Origin of the sequence: Agriterribacter sp. (assembly GCF_035444585.1) — a bacterium.
Lineage (GTDB): Bacteria > Bacteroidota > Bacteroidia > Chitinophagales > Chitinophagaceae > Agriterribacter.
In genome coordinates, this window is sequence record NZ_DAOMOZ010000036.1 from 13,169 (window position 1) to 30,372 (window position 17,204).

Annotated in this window: 10 protein-coding genes; 3 read left to right on the forward strand and 7 right to left on the reverse strand. The window is 44.6% G+C overall.

Features of this window, described 5'->3' with window-relative positions; genetic code table 11:
- Positions 1-126: 126 nt before the first annotated feature.
- The 3 genes from PLH26_RS06120 to PLH26_RS06130 all read left to right on the forward strand — a co-directional run bounded on the left by PLH26_RS06120 (position 127) and on the right by PLH26_RS06130 (position 10,533).
- Positions 127-9,192 carry an RHS repeat-associated core domain-containing protein gene (locus PLH26_RS06120; RefSeq protein ID WP_324585115.1) on the forward strand — a complete coding sequence of 3,022 codons (9,066 nt, stop codon included), beginning with the start codon at positions 127-129 and terminating at the stop codon, positions 9,190-9,192.
- Between the two features lie 61 nt (positions 9,193-9,253).
- Positions 9,254-9,655: a hypothetical protein gene (locus PLH26_RS06125; RefSeq protein WP_324585116.1), complete on the forward strand. Its 402-nt coding sequence runs from the start codon at positions 9,254-9,256 to the stop codon at positions 9,653-9,655.
- Between the two features lie 278 nt (positions 9,656-9,933).
- Positions 9,934-10,533: a DJ-1/PfpI family protein gene (locus tag PLH26_RS06130; RefSeq protein ID WP_324585117.1), complete on the forward strand. Its 600-nt coding sequence runs from the start codon at positions 9,934-9,936 to the stop codon at positions 10,531-10,533.
- 157 nt (positions 10,534-10,690) lie between these two features.
- Here the strand turns inward: PLH26_RS06130 and PLH26_RS06135 are convergent, their stop codons facing one another.
- From PLH26_RS06135 to PLH26_RS06165, 7 genes are all read right to left on the reverse strand, one after another.
- Positions 10,691-11,638, reverse strand: coding sequence for a sugar phosphate isomerase/epimerase family protein (locus PLH26_RS06135; RefSeq protein WP_324585118.1), 948 nt, complete (start codon positions 11,636-11,638; stop codon positions 10,691-10,693).
- 123 nt (positions 11,639-11,761) lie between these two features.
- On the reverse strand, positions 11,762-13,135 hold the full coding sequence (locus PLH26_RS06140) for a Gfo/Idh/MocA family protein (RefSeq protein ID WP_324585119.1): 1,374 nt from the start codon (positions 13,133-13,135) through the stop codon (positions 11,762-11,764).
- A gap of 246 nt (positions 13,136-13,381) precedes the next feature.
- Positions 13,382-13,723, reverse strand: a complete 342-nt coding sequence (locus PLH26_RS06145; RefSeq protein WP_324585120.1) for a hypothetical protein — start codon at positions 13,721-13,723, stop codon at positions 13,382-13,384.
- Positions 13,724-13,861: 138 nt separating this feature from the next.
- Positions 13,862-15,082 carry an MFS transporter gene (locus tag PLH26_RS06150; RefSeq protein WP_324585121.1) on the reverse strand — a complete coding sequence of 407 codons (1,221 nt, stop codon included), beginning with the start codon at positions 15,080-15,082 and terminating at the stop codon, positions 13,862-13,864.
- Positions 15,083-15,212: 130 nt separating this feature from the next.
- Positions 15,213-15,851 (reverse strand): PAQR family membrane homeostasis protein TrhA, encoded by a 639-nt coding sequence (gene trhA / locus PLH26_RS06155; RefSeq protein WP_324585122.1) that lies wholly within the window; start codon positions 15,849-15,851, stop codon positions 15,213-15,215.
- Between the two features lie 123 nt (positions 15,852-15,974).
- The gene (locus PLH26_RS06160) at positions 15,975-16,256 is read right to left on the reverse strand and encodes a DUF7710 domain-containing protein (protein ID WP_324585123.1); all 282 of its coding nucleotides are present in this window, start codon (positions 16,254-16,256) and stop codon (positions 15,975-15,977) included.
- Positions 16,257-16,338: 82 nt separating this feature from the next.
- A partial coding sequence (locus PLH26_RS06165; RefSeq protein ID WP_324585124.1) for an aldose epimerase family protein occupies positions 16,339-17,204 on the reverse strand: 866 nt, incomplete at its 5' end.

Consider the following 17,204-nt stretch of genomic DNA (forward strand, 5'->3'; position numbering starts at 1 on the left):
TAACAACACCGGCCTGACCTATGCTCTCCATTGAATTTGATTTTTGTTCTTAATAAAAAAAGAATGAAAACAGAGGAGATGGAGAGTTAGCAGGGCCAATGTTTAACTTCAAAATCATTTGCACCTATGCCAAAGCACTTATTCATATTGATTTTGGGAACATTCTTCCTGTCTGCAGCGGGGGCAGCGGATGAAACGCCTCTTATTGCCCCTCTTGAAGGCCGCCTGGGACAGCTAAAGCCCGGCGCCATTGCACAAGTGCAGGATATGGATTTTTATGCCGACCTGCAACGGAACCCTAAAAAATTTGAAGAAACCCATACACGCAGTATTGTTTGCTTTTCTATTGACGAAGCGTCCCGACTGTTTTTAAAGTTACCTTTCCGGGCTACTCTTGTATATCGCTTATACTTTAGCTTTAAAAGCAGTCCCTATACCGAAGATTCATTGGACGAAGATCAAACGATGATCATTGACTATGACACTGCGCAGGGAAGATCATTCAATGCAAAAAACAGTTTTGTATTTGAAAATGCAGTAAAAGTAACTGTAAAGATTGTTGACATTAAAACCAATGCCGGGGGATGGGACCCCATTCCATCTTTAAAGCTTACCAATGAGCTGCAGATCAACAGGATATATTCATTTGATTGTGAAGAGAACAAGGTTCAGCAGATAAACTTTATACAACCCACAGATAGCGATGCCGATGAATTGAAGGTTTTTTGGCAGCCTGCTGAAGGAGCAGATGAATACGACCTGGAATGGACTTATATTGATCAGCCGGCATACAGTAGCGGCATATACGGCACACCCGGCAGTGAAGGTTTTGGGAAGACGGTATTTAAAAACAATGGCACCCGCGTTACACTAAACAGCACTATGCATCACTATAATATTCATTTGTTATTTGATAAGCATGGCTGGCTTGTTTTCAGGGTGCGCCCGGTGCAGGTAAAGGCTTCCGGCCAACGTACGGAAGCCAACTGGAGCGGCTACAATTCATTTGAATTTATTTTGGGTCACCAGCCAAACCTCAACTGGCAGGCCTCAATAAGCTTTGCTGAAGAAGGTAAGCGCAAAACCGTATTGCAGTATTTTGACGGCAGCCTGCGTAAACGTCAAACCGTAACCAAAGACAACACGGAAAATACAACCATAGTAGCGGAAACATTTTACGATTACCAGGGACGGCCCGCCATACAGGTGCTCCCCTCTCCTACTGTTAATACACTGATAAAGTATACACCTCATTTCAATAATTTTTTAAACGATAGAGAATATTATAAAGACAATTACGACAGGGTTTTGCCTAACAGTGACTATTGCAGCGGTGCGGCACAAGCGCTGGATCCTGCAAAGGGAGGCGCTGCACAATACTATTCACCCCAAAACCCCGAAAAAGAGCAGGATAACAATAAACTCATTCCCGACGCGAAAGGCTTTCCCTTCGCTGAAACAAAGTATACACAAGACAATACCGGTCGTATAGCTGCACAAGGGGGTGTGGGGGCCTACCATCAGCTGGCTACGGGTCATGAAACAAAATATTATTACGGCAATCCCGACCAGGCTGAACTGGATGCATTGTTTGGCACGGAAGCCGGTAAGGCCTCTCACTATTTTAAAAATATGGTAAGAGACGCAAACGGTCAATACAGTGTTTCTTATATGGATATGCATGGCCGCACCGTTGCTACTGCTTTAGCCGGCGATCTGCCCGCGGATATTAAATTAGACGATCTCCCTTCTAAGCAGGATAGCTATCTTACCAAAACACTTACAGATGCTTCTCACAATATGATAAAAGGGCTTACCATTGAGAGCAGTAAAGGATTGCTGGTTGCAAAAGCGGGAAGCCACAGATTCAGCTACTCACTTTTGCCCGAAGATGTTAACATCAGAGATTGTAAAGATGCCAACATATGCTACACCTGTTCTTATACCATTGAAATTACGATCAGCGATGATTGCGGCAACAAACAATTTGGCGGTACCCCTTTTTTATATACTGATGTTATTGGCGGTATTGGTACCAACTGCGCTGGCGTACCGGAAATGTTCGCTAAAAATTTCGATAAAACGCTGCAGGAAGGCAGTTATACGATCACTAAAAAGTTAACTATCCGCGATGAAGCGTTGAAGGCTTACCGGGAAATGTTTGCCGGCAGCAATCTTTGCAAAACTGTTCAGGATTTCGTAGAAGAACAGAAACGAATATTTTTAAACAGTACCAATAACTGCGCTTCACCATGCTATAATTGCGAACAACAGTTAGGGTCCTCACAACAGGCATTTGTTGATAAATTTATTACAGATAACGGCTTAAACAAAGATCTTGCGTTCCACAGGCAACTGGCTGTAACTGCATACACAAAACTATTTGCACAATGTGAGGAGCTTTGTGGCACCGCCAGGCAAAATAATTATCTGGACAATTTGCGTATGCTGATGCTTCAGGATGTAACCCCTCCTTACGGTCAGTACGCGGATGTTGAAGATTACATGGGTACCGGCAACACTAAAGAATATTATAAGAATGGTATTTTCGGGCCCATCAGTTCAGGCAACAGCAATTACCGGTATACTATTGCCTCGTTAAACTACAAAAATGAGGATGGTAGTACCGCAACCGTTACCCTTTTGCGCAACGGTAACTGGCAAACACTTAAACCTCAGCAATTGACCATCGAAGAATTTGTATCATATTTTCAGCCCTCATGGGCCGAAGCACTGGCCGATAACCTGCATCCCGAAAGAATGCAGTATAATATATTGAATACTACTGCGGTGTTTAATAACCAGCCGGCAGTAGGGAGTGCCAGTTATGACTGGGATATGGACTTTATGGCAACGGAAACATTTGAACAGGCGCAGCAAAAGGGTTTTCTCAACCCTACAAACAATAGTGCATTTGCGAGGCGGTATGCTACAACATTTAACGGTAGTAATAGCAATGCAGACCCGTTTTTTGCTTTGCATAGCAACCTGAGAAATGAAATGCACAGCTTTATGCAGCGGGTGGCTGTGGGCGACGGCTATACAGCCGATATCTGGAACGCGGCATCTATAGCAGGGTTTTGCACTGAACAAAACGATCTGGACTGCCTGCAAAAACAAATTTCCGATCCCTTTGGCGTGCAGGGCTGCGCGGCCGACCTGGATATGGCATGGCGGGCTTTCAGGGCTATGTACAAATCAAAAAAAGACGAGCTTATACTGAACATGATAAAAAGCATTACCGGAACGGCTCCTGTAATAGATGAAACCAAATACCATTCGTATTTTACAAGTAATACAGACGCAATACAAAATGGCACGGGTATAACTAATATTAACAGCAAAAATAATATAGAACCGGCCTTGCAGGATTTCTACACAGATCAAAGCTCATGTGCCGGCTATGCCGAATTGTGGTGGCAAAAACTTTCTCCCTGTGATATTCAAAAGCTGTTGCCGTACAAAGCGCAATTATTGTCCGACCTGGTAACCGTATGTGCAAAAGGAACAGATGAAACACATGTAATGGGTGCCTCTTCTATAGCACCGGGCGCATCCAATACCTTTAGCAGCTTTGATGAAGTGCTCGCTTACTATGTGCAGTTGTACAATGCCGCCAACCCCGCTACTCCAATTGGCATATTGGATTGCAATGGCAGCCTGCTCAATTTTCCCGCTCCTTATTCGCAGCAACAGGTTTTGGCCGATAAGCCCGTTATTACCAGGCCGGAACCCTGCGAATGTGAAAAGATCACGCAATTGCATAACGCATATACAGAGGAAAACCGCGACACTGATTTTTCCGCCTATATTGAACGAAGACTGCATACCATAATAAGCAACGGCGCATTGGATACCCTGCTGGATCTTTGTTCCGGTTCTATCGACTGTAAATTTATATCGCCTCCCCTTCATCTCCCGCCGGCGCTGCAATGCGGAGCAGATAATGTTTGTGTGCCTTGTATTGCGGTCAAAGAAGGTTTTGATGCTTTTGCCGGCAGTTATCCGGATATAATACCCCGGATTGAAGAAACAACAGAAGAGCAACAAAAAATGAATGCGTTGTTTGCACACTATATGAATAAACGCTTTGGTTTTTCAAAAGGGGCGCAGGACTACCTCGCTTTTATGACCAATTGCATAACCCGAAAAGCAAATAATGCCTGCGATAGCCTGCAGGCAGTGATGAATAAATTTAACAGGGATGTAAATCCTTTGCGGGTGATGGCAGCATTGCAATCAAACTCCCTTAGGCCAACAGTATATGAAAGAGATATAACCCAATCCGTTTCAGATGGAATGTTGCGTTGGCCCGAAGCGATAAGAGACACGGCAATTGGTTATTTTGAATATTTTCAGCACGTACTCGCAGGTTCCTCGTATTGTTCCGGAAATGGGTACGCTGTGGAGTTTAAGTTCAGGTTTTTAAAAGATGATATCAGCGCCAACCAGGAGTTTTTTTATTATACAGATGCCAACGGAGGCTTTGTATTGTACAGGCGCAAATCAGGACCGGTCATAAATCAGGGAACATTTTTAGGAAGGATAAGAGGGATAGATCCGGCAAGCGGACAGGCAATAACCGTAAACAATGAAGCTTCTTTAATAAGTACCGATCCGGATCTGATCTTCAAAGAATGGACTGCTATCAGATTTGAGCTTTCAGAAGAGTATTTCAGAGTGTACGCCAATAACACCTTGCTCAGGGAAACAGCCAGAACGTCAGCACCTTTAAAAAATATTCGTGCATTCACGTTGAGTTTCATGCATTTCCAGGCTGTATTGGACTGGACTAAAATATATAATCCTACAGGAAAACTGGTGTTTTTTGATGATTACCTGACCAATGCCACACGGCAAACGGTCGCTCCTTCCTTCGTTTGCCCTGAGCCGGCAATAAGTTGTGAACAATCCTTTACAACTTATTTCAACCAGCAAAAAGGAACGCATTATACCTATGAGCAAATTGATTCTGTTTATTTTAAGACCTGCGGTAAACACGTTAATGTATGTAATGACAGCTACCTGCGAAAAGATTCGCTGATGCCTTTAGCAGATGCCTTTATTAAAAATTATGCTTCTATCAATAACAACGGTATTGACACCGGTCTCCCCCCGGTTTATTGGAGTTCCGGGGGGCTTTCTTCAAATACAGGTTTGCCGGTACGCTCCGGCAACCTGTCTGAGATTGTTGACACAGGCGCTTTGCATATGCCTTCAGGATCAGGCCCCTTGTATTATTCATCAATCAATTACAACAGCATAAAAGATATTTGCGTACAAAATGAATATGCGGTTGAAGTGAGAATAAAAAACCCTGTTGCGGCATCCCGGGGCGGCGATGTAGTGATCAGCACCTATACGCATAGTATTAATACCGACAGTAGTGATATTGATGAAGATTTTGCTGTGGACTTTGTACCCAATCGGGCCAATGCATCATTTTACAGGCTACGGGGCGTAAGACATTATGATACATCTTTTAGTTATAAAAATTTCATGGATTGGCGGATCATTAAGCTCGCTGCAAAACAGGAAACATTCAGGGTATATTACGAAGGGAGCCTGATCTTCAAAATTCCCAGGGATGGAAGAAGTTATATTGATATCATCAAACCTTACCTTCAGTTTCAACAGGGAGCAGATGTTCAATTGGATTGGATGAAGCTTTATGGAACGAATGATGAGCTTATATTTTTTGAGGACTTTAATGATACGGCCAACCTTGCTTCTCACACAAAAGAATACACATGCCCTTCAGCAGACTGCATTACTAAATTTGAGCGGTACTTTAACAGGGCATACGGTGTGTCCTGCAATTTTAGTCAGATTGATTCATTATACAACGCCAACAGCGTTGAATTAAAGGTTTGTAATGACAGTATCGCTCCGTCTTCATTTGATCCGGACTTATTACTCTGCGGTAAAAACACAGTTTCGCAAATAGCTGTTGAAACAGGAAATGAAACGCCCTGCGCCGACAGCCTTGACTTTGCCATAAGCAGGGGATACGAACGCTACAGGGCATACAGCGATTCGGTTCGCGGGGAGTTTACAAAAGCCTATCTCAACAAATGCCTGCAGGCGGCTCAACACGAGCGGTTTACAGTTCAGCAACCTGTAAGTGAATATCATTACACATTATATTATTATGATCAGGCAGGAAACCTGGTCAAAACCATACCGCCTGAAGGTGTGCACCCCAATTATGATGCAGCCTGGCTGGAAAGCGTAAAAAATGCACGCAACGGAAATATGATTATTGTACCGGATCACAGGTTAGTTACACAATACCGCTACAATACCCTCAACCAGGTGGTGCATCAGAAAACGCCCGATGCAGGTGAAAGCAGGTTTTGGTACGATCGCCCCGGCAGGTTGACGATCAGCCAGAATGCCAGGCAGGCTATACCCCTTTCCACTGGTGGGGGGAGACCTGAGATGAGGTACAGCTATACCCTTTACGACTACCTGGGTCGTCTAACCGAAACCGGCCAGATCAACAATACCGCTGAGGCAATGAACAACAACATCAGCCGTAACCCCGTGCGGTTGCAAAGCTGGATGAAAAATAATGCCTCCGGCAAAAAGCAGGTAACGGCAACTTTTTACGATCTGCCGGCAAAGGAAAGCTACCTGCATAAGGATCTTTCTCCTTATATTATGTATCAAAGCAACCTGCGGAACCGTGTGGCATTTACATTGTTTGCCGCAAACGGAGATATAAGCAATTATGATTATGCTGCCTTTTATAACTACGACATAGCAGGCAATACAGATACTCTGTTGCAGGATTACGGGCCATCGGGTGTATTGGCTCAGCAGGGGAATCGCTACAAGCTTATTTGCTACCGTTATGATCTTATCAGCGGCAAAGTAAACAGCGTTAGTTATCAGCCCCGGCTATACAACCCCGTTACTAAACAATACATAACGCAACCCGATGGGTTTTATCACCAATATAGTTATGATGCTGAAAACCGGCTTACCGGTGTATATACCAGTGCAGATAATGTTCATTGGGAACACGATGCGCACTATCAATATTATAAACACGGCCCGCTGAGCCGGGCCATTATAGGTGAAAACCAGGTGCAGGGTATTGATTATGCCTATACCTTACAGGGCTGGCTGAAGGGCGTGAACGGTACAGCTATGGAAGGAGGGGTGGTAGCACGAGACGCTTATCATTTCAGTTTGCATTATTACGGCAACGACTACACAGCCATTAATGCGCCCAATGCGTATAAGGGCTTAAGTTCCAGGCTGCAGCTGCTTGATGCGTATAAGCCGCTGTACAATAGCAATATCAGCAGCATGGGCCTTGATATTGTTAAGTTGGGGATTCCCCTGTTGTATAATTACCGGTACGACCAGCTTAACCGTATAACAGGTATGGATGTGTATAAAGGAAATTCTCCCGGCAACAATATATGGAACAACGGGCTCGCCACTATGCAGGATTATAAAGAAAGCATAAGTTATGATGCCAACGGTAACATACTCACATATCGCAGAAATGGTTTTGGCTCAACTGTGGCAATGGATGAACTGACCTACCATTACCAACCGGGCAATAACAGGTTAGACCACATAACAGACAGGGCGTCTTCTGCCAACTATGCCAGCGACATAGATGACCAGCAGGCCGGCAACTATGATTACGATGAAACAGGTAATTTAATTAGAGACAGAGCCGAAGGAATTGACAAAGTTGAATGGACGGTATATGGAAAGATAAAAAGCATTGCCAAAGTCAATGGGGAAACGATTGAATATGCTTATGATGCAGCCGGCAATCGCATCAGCAAGTCTGTAGCCGTTCCCGGCGCTGCTGCCACTACCCTGTATGTACGTGATGCCGGTGGCAACGTAATGGCAGTGTATGGTATAAACAGCAGTGATAATAAATTGTTCCTGAACGAACAGCATATATACGGCACTAACCGCCTGGGTATGTACAATCCAGGCAAAGATCTCTCCATAAAGCCATCTTCGCCACTGAATATGGGCTATGGGAACAGCGGCGATTTAATTATATTTGAAAGAGGCAAAAAGCGCTTTGAATTAAGCAATCACCTGGGAAACGTACTGGTCATAGTGAGTGATAAAAAGAAAGCCCATGATGCGGGGAACGGAACAATAGATTATTATGAGTCCGATGTTGTGAGCGCACAGGATTATTACCCCTTTGGAATGCAGATGCCTGCCCGAACCTTCAGGGGCGGGCCGGGGAGTTACCGATACGGATTTAATGGTAAGGAACAAGACAAAGAAGGTCCTATACAATATGATTATGGGTTCAGGATTTACGATCCGCGGCTGGCGAGGTTTAAATCGGTTGATCCGTTAACACCCAAATACCCGGAGCTCACGCCTTACCAGTTCGCGAGTAACCGTCCTGTTGATGGTGTTGATTTAGATGGATTGGAGTATGTAAAACGAATACACATTTTAAATGTGAATAAACAAGTTTTATCAACCAAGGATGTAGTTTACTATCAAATGGATAAAAAAACATTATTGGCTCACGGTGGTACTCCGCCAGATTGGTACAATTCCGCGGGATATGGCCCGGAAGGGAAAGGAGTAAAACATGAATATTATTATGAAAATGGTAAGCAAGCAAGAGAACCTCTTTGGAATTTACCACAAAACTCTTTTATTAATTCTTTGGGAGCTCATGGTATTTATTCGGGAGACGGTTCAATTACCAAAACTGGGACAAAAGACTATGATTTTTCATGGCAGCCAATTGACGCATCCGATGCTATAGCCAAACGACATGATATGAATTATGCGAATGTGAGCGCATTTGATGTAGTGGAAGATAGCAGAACTTTATTTGCAGATAGGCAAATGGTTGAAGAGACACAGCGCTATTTAAATTCAATTCCATTTCGAATACTAATTGGACAAAACGTAGCTAGCGAAACAATTGTATCCGCAATAAGTCAAAATAAATTTATCGGTATATTAGCTGATTATAAAGAATGGAAGACAAAATACATGAAAGAAAATAATTTGAGTTTCGACAAAATTGAAGATAACATTAAGATATCGTTGAATAGTTGGCGCGTTAGATTAGCTTATATAAATTCTGATAAAGATCGCAGGAAAGAAAGGCTACTTAATTTGGGTGTACTTTTGACGACAAAAGAACAAACTAGTGATGCGAAAAAGAATAAGTAATATATATTCATTGGGGTTTCTTCTATTTGAATTGTGTGTGTGTTGTTCATGTGGTAACAACGTGACAATAACAAGAAGCTATATTTATAGCACGAATTGGTCAAATGGTGGATACCAAGGCTTTCAGATTGCAAAAATTAAATTACTCGATAGTAATGTTTCTGTTTTTGATAAAAATTTTAATCGATTTAAATTGTCTGACCATATAATTGATTCAAGTTTTTGCTATGAGGAGTCATCTATACGGGGTACTAATAGACCGAAGATCTATTTTGATAAAGAAGATGAGGATTGGGCATGGACTTCTTGTTGGAGTGCATTGGAAGAAAAAAAGAAAATAGGACTTTTAGAATTAAATTCTTGGTACGCAATTCTTGAACTAAAAGGGACCATTGATTTTTATGTTTACATAGACAATGAAGGAGGGTCGCATACTTATTCGCTGGGCCCAACCAATTGGTGATTTTTTTTTCACAACCCCGTGGATTCCTATCTCGAAGTAAGCAATGTCACACCAGTCGCAAGAGTCCCACTTGTGCCAACAAAGCGCCTACGCACCCTGCATAATTAAAACATATTGAAATAAGCAACAATACCGGTACAGTCTGCTCACCAAACCTGCGCCGGTGGGGAACAGAACACGGTGCGGGAATGCACTTTGTTATTTGCCCGGTTAAAAGTACAGGTTTAGTAACTTTACACACACGTTAATTCCTTTACATCGTTAAATATGTTACTACCATGTCAAAGAAAATTTTAATGCTGGCCGGCGATTTCGTCGAAGACTATGAAGTAATGGTACCTTTTCAAAGCTTACTGTCTGTTGGTTGCGAAGTACATGCCGTTTGCCCTGATAAAAAGGCGGGCGATACGGTAGCTACCGCGATCCATGATTTTGTTGGCTTTCAAACCTATGCGGAGCTGAGGGGGCACAACTTTCAGTTGAATAAAACCTTTAGCGAAGTAAACCCCGAAGATTACGACGGACTGTATATATGTGGTGGCAGGGCGCCCGAATACATCCGGCTCAACAAAAAAGTATTGGAAATTACCCGCCATTTCTTTGATGCCAACAAACCGGTGGCAGCAATATGCCATGGCATTCAAATCCTAACCATTGCGGGTGTATTAAAAGGAAGAACACTTACGGCTTATCCCGCTATTGGTCCGGATATTGCCCTAACAGGCGGGATCTATAAAGACGTAGCCGTTGATGAGGCGGTAACAGACGGTAATCTCACTACTTCTCCTGCATGGCCGGGGCATCCCGCTATTTTGAGATCGTTCTATACTTTACTGGGTATTAAAATTGAAACAGAAACAGCGGCAACGGTATCGTAACCGGTATGAGGCTGACCAGGAAGGTCGTCACATTGCGAACGAGGTGAAGTAATCTCAAATAATTAAGCTTTTATCACTCAATGAGATCGCTTCTGTCGTTCCTCCCCCGCAAAGACGTTCAACGACCTTTTGGTCAACCCTGCGATCAAAAATGGTATTAAGCTCCCAATGCCTCCTTTGCATAGGCGAGGCATTTTTTGGTTTCCTTTACCGCATCGGAGCCGTCGGGAATTTTATACTCAAGCTCAATGCTGGCGGGGATGTCGTATTTCTTTTCTTTGAGAAGATTGAGGATTTCTTTAATGGGCGTATCACCCCGGCCCCAGGGCAGGTTGGCAGCACCATTTTCTTTGGTTTTGCGGTCTTTTATATGGAAGCTTGTAATGCGGTCGTGCTTTGCCTCGATAAGAGCCAGTAAGCTTTCTTTTGTATTGTTGCCTCCCGCCGCTATATAATGGCCGCAGTCGAGGTTCATGGAATTGTAAGGCGACTGGCTCAATGCCTCATTCCATGCGGTATCCGTGGCCTGGGTGTGGGCGTGGTAACCGATGTATACCTTATGTTTTGCGGCAAGTGTTCCCAATCGTTGGGAGTGGGCAGGATCTTTGGGGAGCTCAACCGTAACAGAACGGGCCCCCAGCGTTTTGGCAGCCCTGAGCGCATACTCAATTTCTGCATCGGTATTGTTTGTGCCCAGTGCGCTGGGTTTGAAAGCGTAGATGCTTACACCGGCCTTTTTGAACATCTTCTTTACCTCCCTGAACTTATCCATAGAAACCGCGGCACGCCATTCAGCCACCCTGCTTTTATCTGCCGGTTTGCCCGCATAATCCTCCACCGATTCCCCCATCAGCTCTATAGCGCTGATGCCGCTGTTAACAATATACTGCAGCAATTGCTCCACATTGTGAGGCATGCTGCGGTATGAATACGTAATTACACCGATCTGTACACCAAAGAATTTTGAATTGGGCACTTTACCAAACGAAAATGCTTTTGACCATGCAGCAGAACCGCCAATCAGCAAGCCTGCCGAAGCCATGGCACCTTTTAATAAAAACGAACGGCGTGAAGCGTTGTAAGCATCGTTATTGTGAGCAGGCATATCGAAATTTTTTTATGAATATTATTTGCAAACCCGAAACGCCGGGCTATAAGAAATCATGTATATTGGACACACCGTGGAACGACAAATCTGAAACGATAAGGCTTTTCCGCCGCCGCCCTCTTATGCCCCCTTTACTTCCCAGCCCTTACGATAGGTCCGGCGCAAATACTTTTCAGCATCAGGATAGTTGGGGAACTTCATGTTCAGCGTATCCCATTCCAGCAATTGTCCGGGCACTCTGATGGCTACGGTACCCAGAATAATAGCCTCGGTCATTGGGCCGGATTGTGCAAAATGCGATTCGGTTTTCGGCCCGCCCAGGCAGGCGTCAACAAAATGATGGTAATGATTGCGTTCTTCCAGTTCAGGAACTGTATGCGCCCCGAATTTATCTTCCGGCAATAATACCGGCATCCCTCCGTGTGGTATCAGCAGCGCACCTTCCGTGCCGATGAGCATAGCGCTCTCTGCAGGGTATTCTTTGCCGTTATACAAAGACCGTATTTCCTGTGGCGGATAAAACGCACCATCAAACCATTCCAGCGGCAACACTTTACCTTCCGTAAAATCATTTCCTGGGAACATCCAGGTAATGTGATCACCCTGTGGCCAGGTATCCGCCCTCCGTTCCGGTGAATCTTTCCATGATTGCTGTACTTCCGCAACAACAGATATGGGTGGCTTTAAACCAAGCCCCTTCCAAACCGCGTCAAATATATGGCAGCCAATATCACCCGACCAGCCCGTTCCAAAATCCTGCCATGCCCTCCATTTGGTAGGATGATAAATTTCAGGCGTATAAGGACGCAACGGAGCTGTGCCGGTCCAGAGGTCCCAGTTGAGATGTGCAGGTGGTTCTTGTCCCTCTGCCGGCCGCGGGCCCACCAGCCGGTAAGTATCAATGGCGCCCGGACGATTAGAGCACAGGTACGCATGTTTGATCTTTCCTATAGCGCCTTCTTTGATCCATCGCACGGCCGTTCGGTCGCCCTTACCCGAAGCGATCTGTGTTCCCAGTTGCGTGACAACCCCGGACTTAACGGCAGTTTGCGTAAGCACCCGCACTTCAGCAACATCATGGCACATGGGCTTCTGGCAATACACATGCTTGCCGTTCCTTAAAGCCTGCATGGCTATGGGAAAATGATTGTGATCGGGCACCGTTACGTTTACCGAATCAATTTTTCTGCCTTCTTTTTTAAGCAGTTCCCGCCAGTCGCTGTACAACCTTGCGCCGGGAATAAGCTCCGATGCTTTCTTCAGGTGACTGGCATCTACATCGCACAATGCAACAACCTGTACATTGGGATGGCTTTTGAATTGCTGCAGGTCGTGGAAACCCATTCCGCCAACACCGATGCTGGCATGATTGAGTTTTCCGTTCCGGGAAGCGGCCTGTGCCGTTTGGCTAAAGATCGCAGGGGCGGTAACGGCAGCAGTTGCTGCAGTGGCAACAAATTGCCTCCGGGATAATAAGCGTTTTGCTTCTTTCATAATGTAAAATGGCTTAGTGAGCGTTTTCCTCTGATATTTTATTAAGACCTTTCCGGTTAAAGATATTTTTTTTAACCGAAAGAATGTGATTTTTATATTAACTATTTGGGTGCATTCCAAACCCTGCCTCATTATTTAACCCCAATAAAAATATCAACTTCGGCATTGCTCCAGTCTTTGCTTCTTTCATCGTATAATTCAAAACCGAACCGGTATTTACTTTACAACCGATGAAATATGCAAAGCTCAATCCTGATCGTGCCTTAATCTTTCTCCAAGCTTCACCCATTCCCAAAAAACAACGGAGTCTTTTGGATAAGGTACCGTAATGTGACCGGTTTCCGGTAGTGGCTTATTCAGGGCATTATATGAATGGTGCAGTGCTCCCAAAATGTAATCCGTTAAATCAACCGGCGCAAAGCTGAGCCTGAACTCGGGGCGCACTTCTTCACTATTGATAAAACATACCTCACTTTCTTTCTCCTTTTCCGGCACAAAGGATAACCCAAGCTGTGTGGCTATTTTTTGGATGACGGCGGGGTCAAGGGCAGATACAGCCTTTTTTGCAAAATCAATATACGATGTCATAGTCCGCATATTATCTGCCGAAATATCTAAAAACAATCGGGGTACGGGAAATCCCTGTTGGTACTGCGCTTCCATATTAAAATCGTTTGCTTTTCTGATAAAGACCGTCTACCGCTCTAAAAAGATGAACACATATCCTTACACCTTCTGCTGTTTCAAATTAGGGAGAAATCCGGTAAGCAGCCCGATCAACGGCAAAAAGGAGCATACTTTGTATACATATTCAATACTGGTGATATCGGCCAGCTTGCCCAGGAGCGCCGATCCTATACCTCCCATGCCAAAGGCAAAGCCAAAAAAGAGCCCCGATACCATGCCCACTTTACCCGGTAATAACTCCTGTGCATACACGAGAATGGCTGAAAATGCCGAAGCGAGTATCACACCAATAATAAAGATCAGAATACCCGTCCAGAAAAGACTGGCATAAGGCAATACCAGCGAAAAAGGGGCTACGCCCAGTATGGAACCCCATATTACGTATTTACGGCCGAACCTGTCGCCAATGGGTCCGCCAGCCAGCGTGCCCGCAGCAACTGCAGCAAGGAACACAAACAGGTAAACCTGCGATTGCTGTATGCTTACGCCAAATTTATCTATTACATAAAAAGTAAAATAAGAGCTGATGCCCGCCATATAAAAATACTTTGAAAAGATCAGCAGCAGGAGTATGACGACAGACCTGGTTACCTTGTTTTTTGAGAGGTGATGCGGGATAGCAATGGTCTTCGTTTTTTTGGCAATGTGCAGGTAGCTGGCGCCATACCACAAACCTACCCTCCACAATACAAAAATAGCCAGCAGGGCGATCGTGGAAAACCACAAAATGCTGTGCCTGCCGTGTGGAAGAATAATGAATGCCGCAAGCAAAGGGCCGATAGCAGAACCTGCGTTGCCACCCACCTGGAAAATAGATTGTGCCAGCCCGCGCCGCAGGCCCGCAGCCATATAGGCCACTTTGGACGCTTCAGGATGAAAAACAGAGGAGCCAACGCCGATCAACCCAACAGACAGCAAAACGCCGTAAAAACTTTCCACGCCTGAAAGCAATACCAGTCCTGCAAGGGTGAAAGCCATGCCTACCGCCAGCGAAAACGGCTGTGGTTTTTTATCGGTATACAATCCCACCAGGGGTTGCAGCAATGATGCGGTGAGCTGAAAGGTGAGCGTTATCAATCCTATTTGTACAAAATTCAGGGAAAAAGATTCTTTGAGCTGCGGGTATATCGCAGGAATAATGGATTGAATGGTATCGTTTAAAAGATGCGAAAAACTAATGGCGAAAAGTATGGGAAAAACAGTTTGCTGTGTTACCCGCTCCATGCTCACGGTTAGGCCTGTTGCTTTATTACGATTCATACTGACTGGCTTTGAGGATGCAAAATTAGCGCTTCCGGGCTTTACTTACGGCAAACGGGAAACGTAAAAGTCGCACGTTTGTCTTTTCTCTTCTCCCCGCATATATGATACTATCTGCCTCAGGCGTTTACTACACCGCCAGCAAAATGGCTACATAATGGCAAATGGCAGCTGCCAGCACAAAGAAATGCCACACGGCATGGTTGTAGATATATTTATCCCACAGGTAAAAAATAACACCCAGGCTGTACAGTCCGCCTCCGATAAGCAGCATGACGAGCACCGGTTGCGGCAGGGCTACAAAAAATGTGCGTCCGCCGGTTACCAGTATCCAGCCCATGGCCAGGTAAATAAAAGTGGATAATTTATTCCACCGGCCTGTATAGAATATTTTAAATACCGTACCCAGTGCCGTTAGTCCCCACAATACACACAGCAATGTAATACCAAATCCGTTGTTCATATAGATGAGCAAAAAAGGGGTGTAGGTTCCTGCAATGAGGAAATAGATACTGATGTGATCAAGCACCTGCAATACTTCTTTAGCCTGCTCGTGCTGAAAGCCGTGATACAGTGTGGAAAAGGTAAACACCATTAAAAAGCAAAATCCGTAAATGGCAGCGCCAACAATGCCCGGTGTATTTTCACTTTTGGTGGCCATTGCTATAAGGATGGGGATACATACAATACCGAACAGTATACCAAATCCATGCGTAATGCTGTTAACGAGTTCCTGTTTTATCCGCACCTGCGGGTCTGTGCTTTGCATATGTATATTTTGGGTTGCCGGGTAAGACGGTGATAGCGGTTGCGAAGTTAGAACATTTGCGCGGTGCAGGGAGGTGGGATTTCCCGAGCTTTATTCGGCACAAGAGCATTAAGCAACCGGCCTTTAGTCTGGTTCTCCATCCAGGTAGTGATAATGTTGCTGACTTGCAGATGAAAAAGAACCAATAAAATTGGGGGATTTTTCTTTTTCTTTTGAAGGAGTAAAATATCCTTTGTTTAAAGCCCAGTCATAAGCCCCTTCATTTAAGGGATATAAGGTAAGTACCCCGGTAAGCTTATGTTCCCGTATCCAGTTTTCAGCTTTAGCCTTGTCCGAAAAAATACCTCCTGGGAATTTACCTTCCTCGCTGTTAAATATCCAAACCGATTGAAGAGAGCCGTTCATTCAATTTACTGTTTACTACTATTAATCTATTTCAGAATAATATGCTACTCTTTACAACAACTCACCCGGAGTATACCTAAAGTCATTTAACCATAAATTTATACACAGTTACCTGGTGGTACTTTTCACCGGGATGCAGTATGGTACTGGGAAAACCGGGCTGGTTGGGTGAATCGGGATAATGCTGTGTTTCGAGGCACAGACCTCCATGTTTGTTGTATTTGATATTACCGGGCGTATGTTGCAGGCTGCCATCTAAATAATTACCGGTATACAACTGAACCCCCGGCTGGGTAGTTGATGTTTCCATGCACCTGCCGCTGGCTGCGTGATACAATGTGCTGATCGTTTGCAGTTTACCGGTGAGATTATCCAAAACAAAATTATGGTCATAACCATTCCCTGTTTCGCCTATATCCTTCCCAACTTTTTTGGGAGAGGTAAAATCAAAGGGCGTATTCTTTACAGGAAGCAGGTCGCCGGTAGGAATAATTTTGCTGTTCGTGGTTGTGATGTATTGAGCATTGAGTGTTAATTCGTGATCAAGAATGTTTGCATCGCTGCCTGCAGATAAATTAAAATACGCGTGGTTGGTAAGGTTTACAGGCGTCGGTGCATCTGTAACGGCGGTATAGTCAATGATCAGCTCGCTTTTTTCGGTTAAACTGTACACTACTGTCACCTTCAGGTTACCAGGATAGCCTTCTTCACCATCCTGGCTTTCATAATAAAGTTGAAGTGTATTGCTTTCAGGCGCATAAGCGGCGTCCCATACTTTTTTATCAAAACCTGTGATACCGCCGTGCAGGGTATTGCCATTGTTATTGGGCGCAAGGCGGTATTCCTTTCCATTGAGCAAAAAACGGGCATTGGCAATACGGTTGGCATAACGTCCTACCAGGCATCCGAAAAAGGGATTGTTCTTTTGCAGATAGCCTTTAAGGGAAT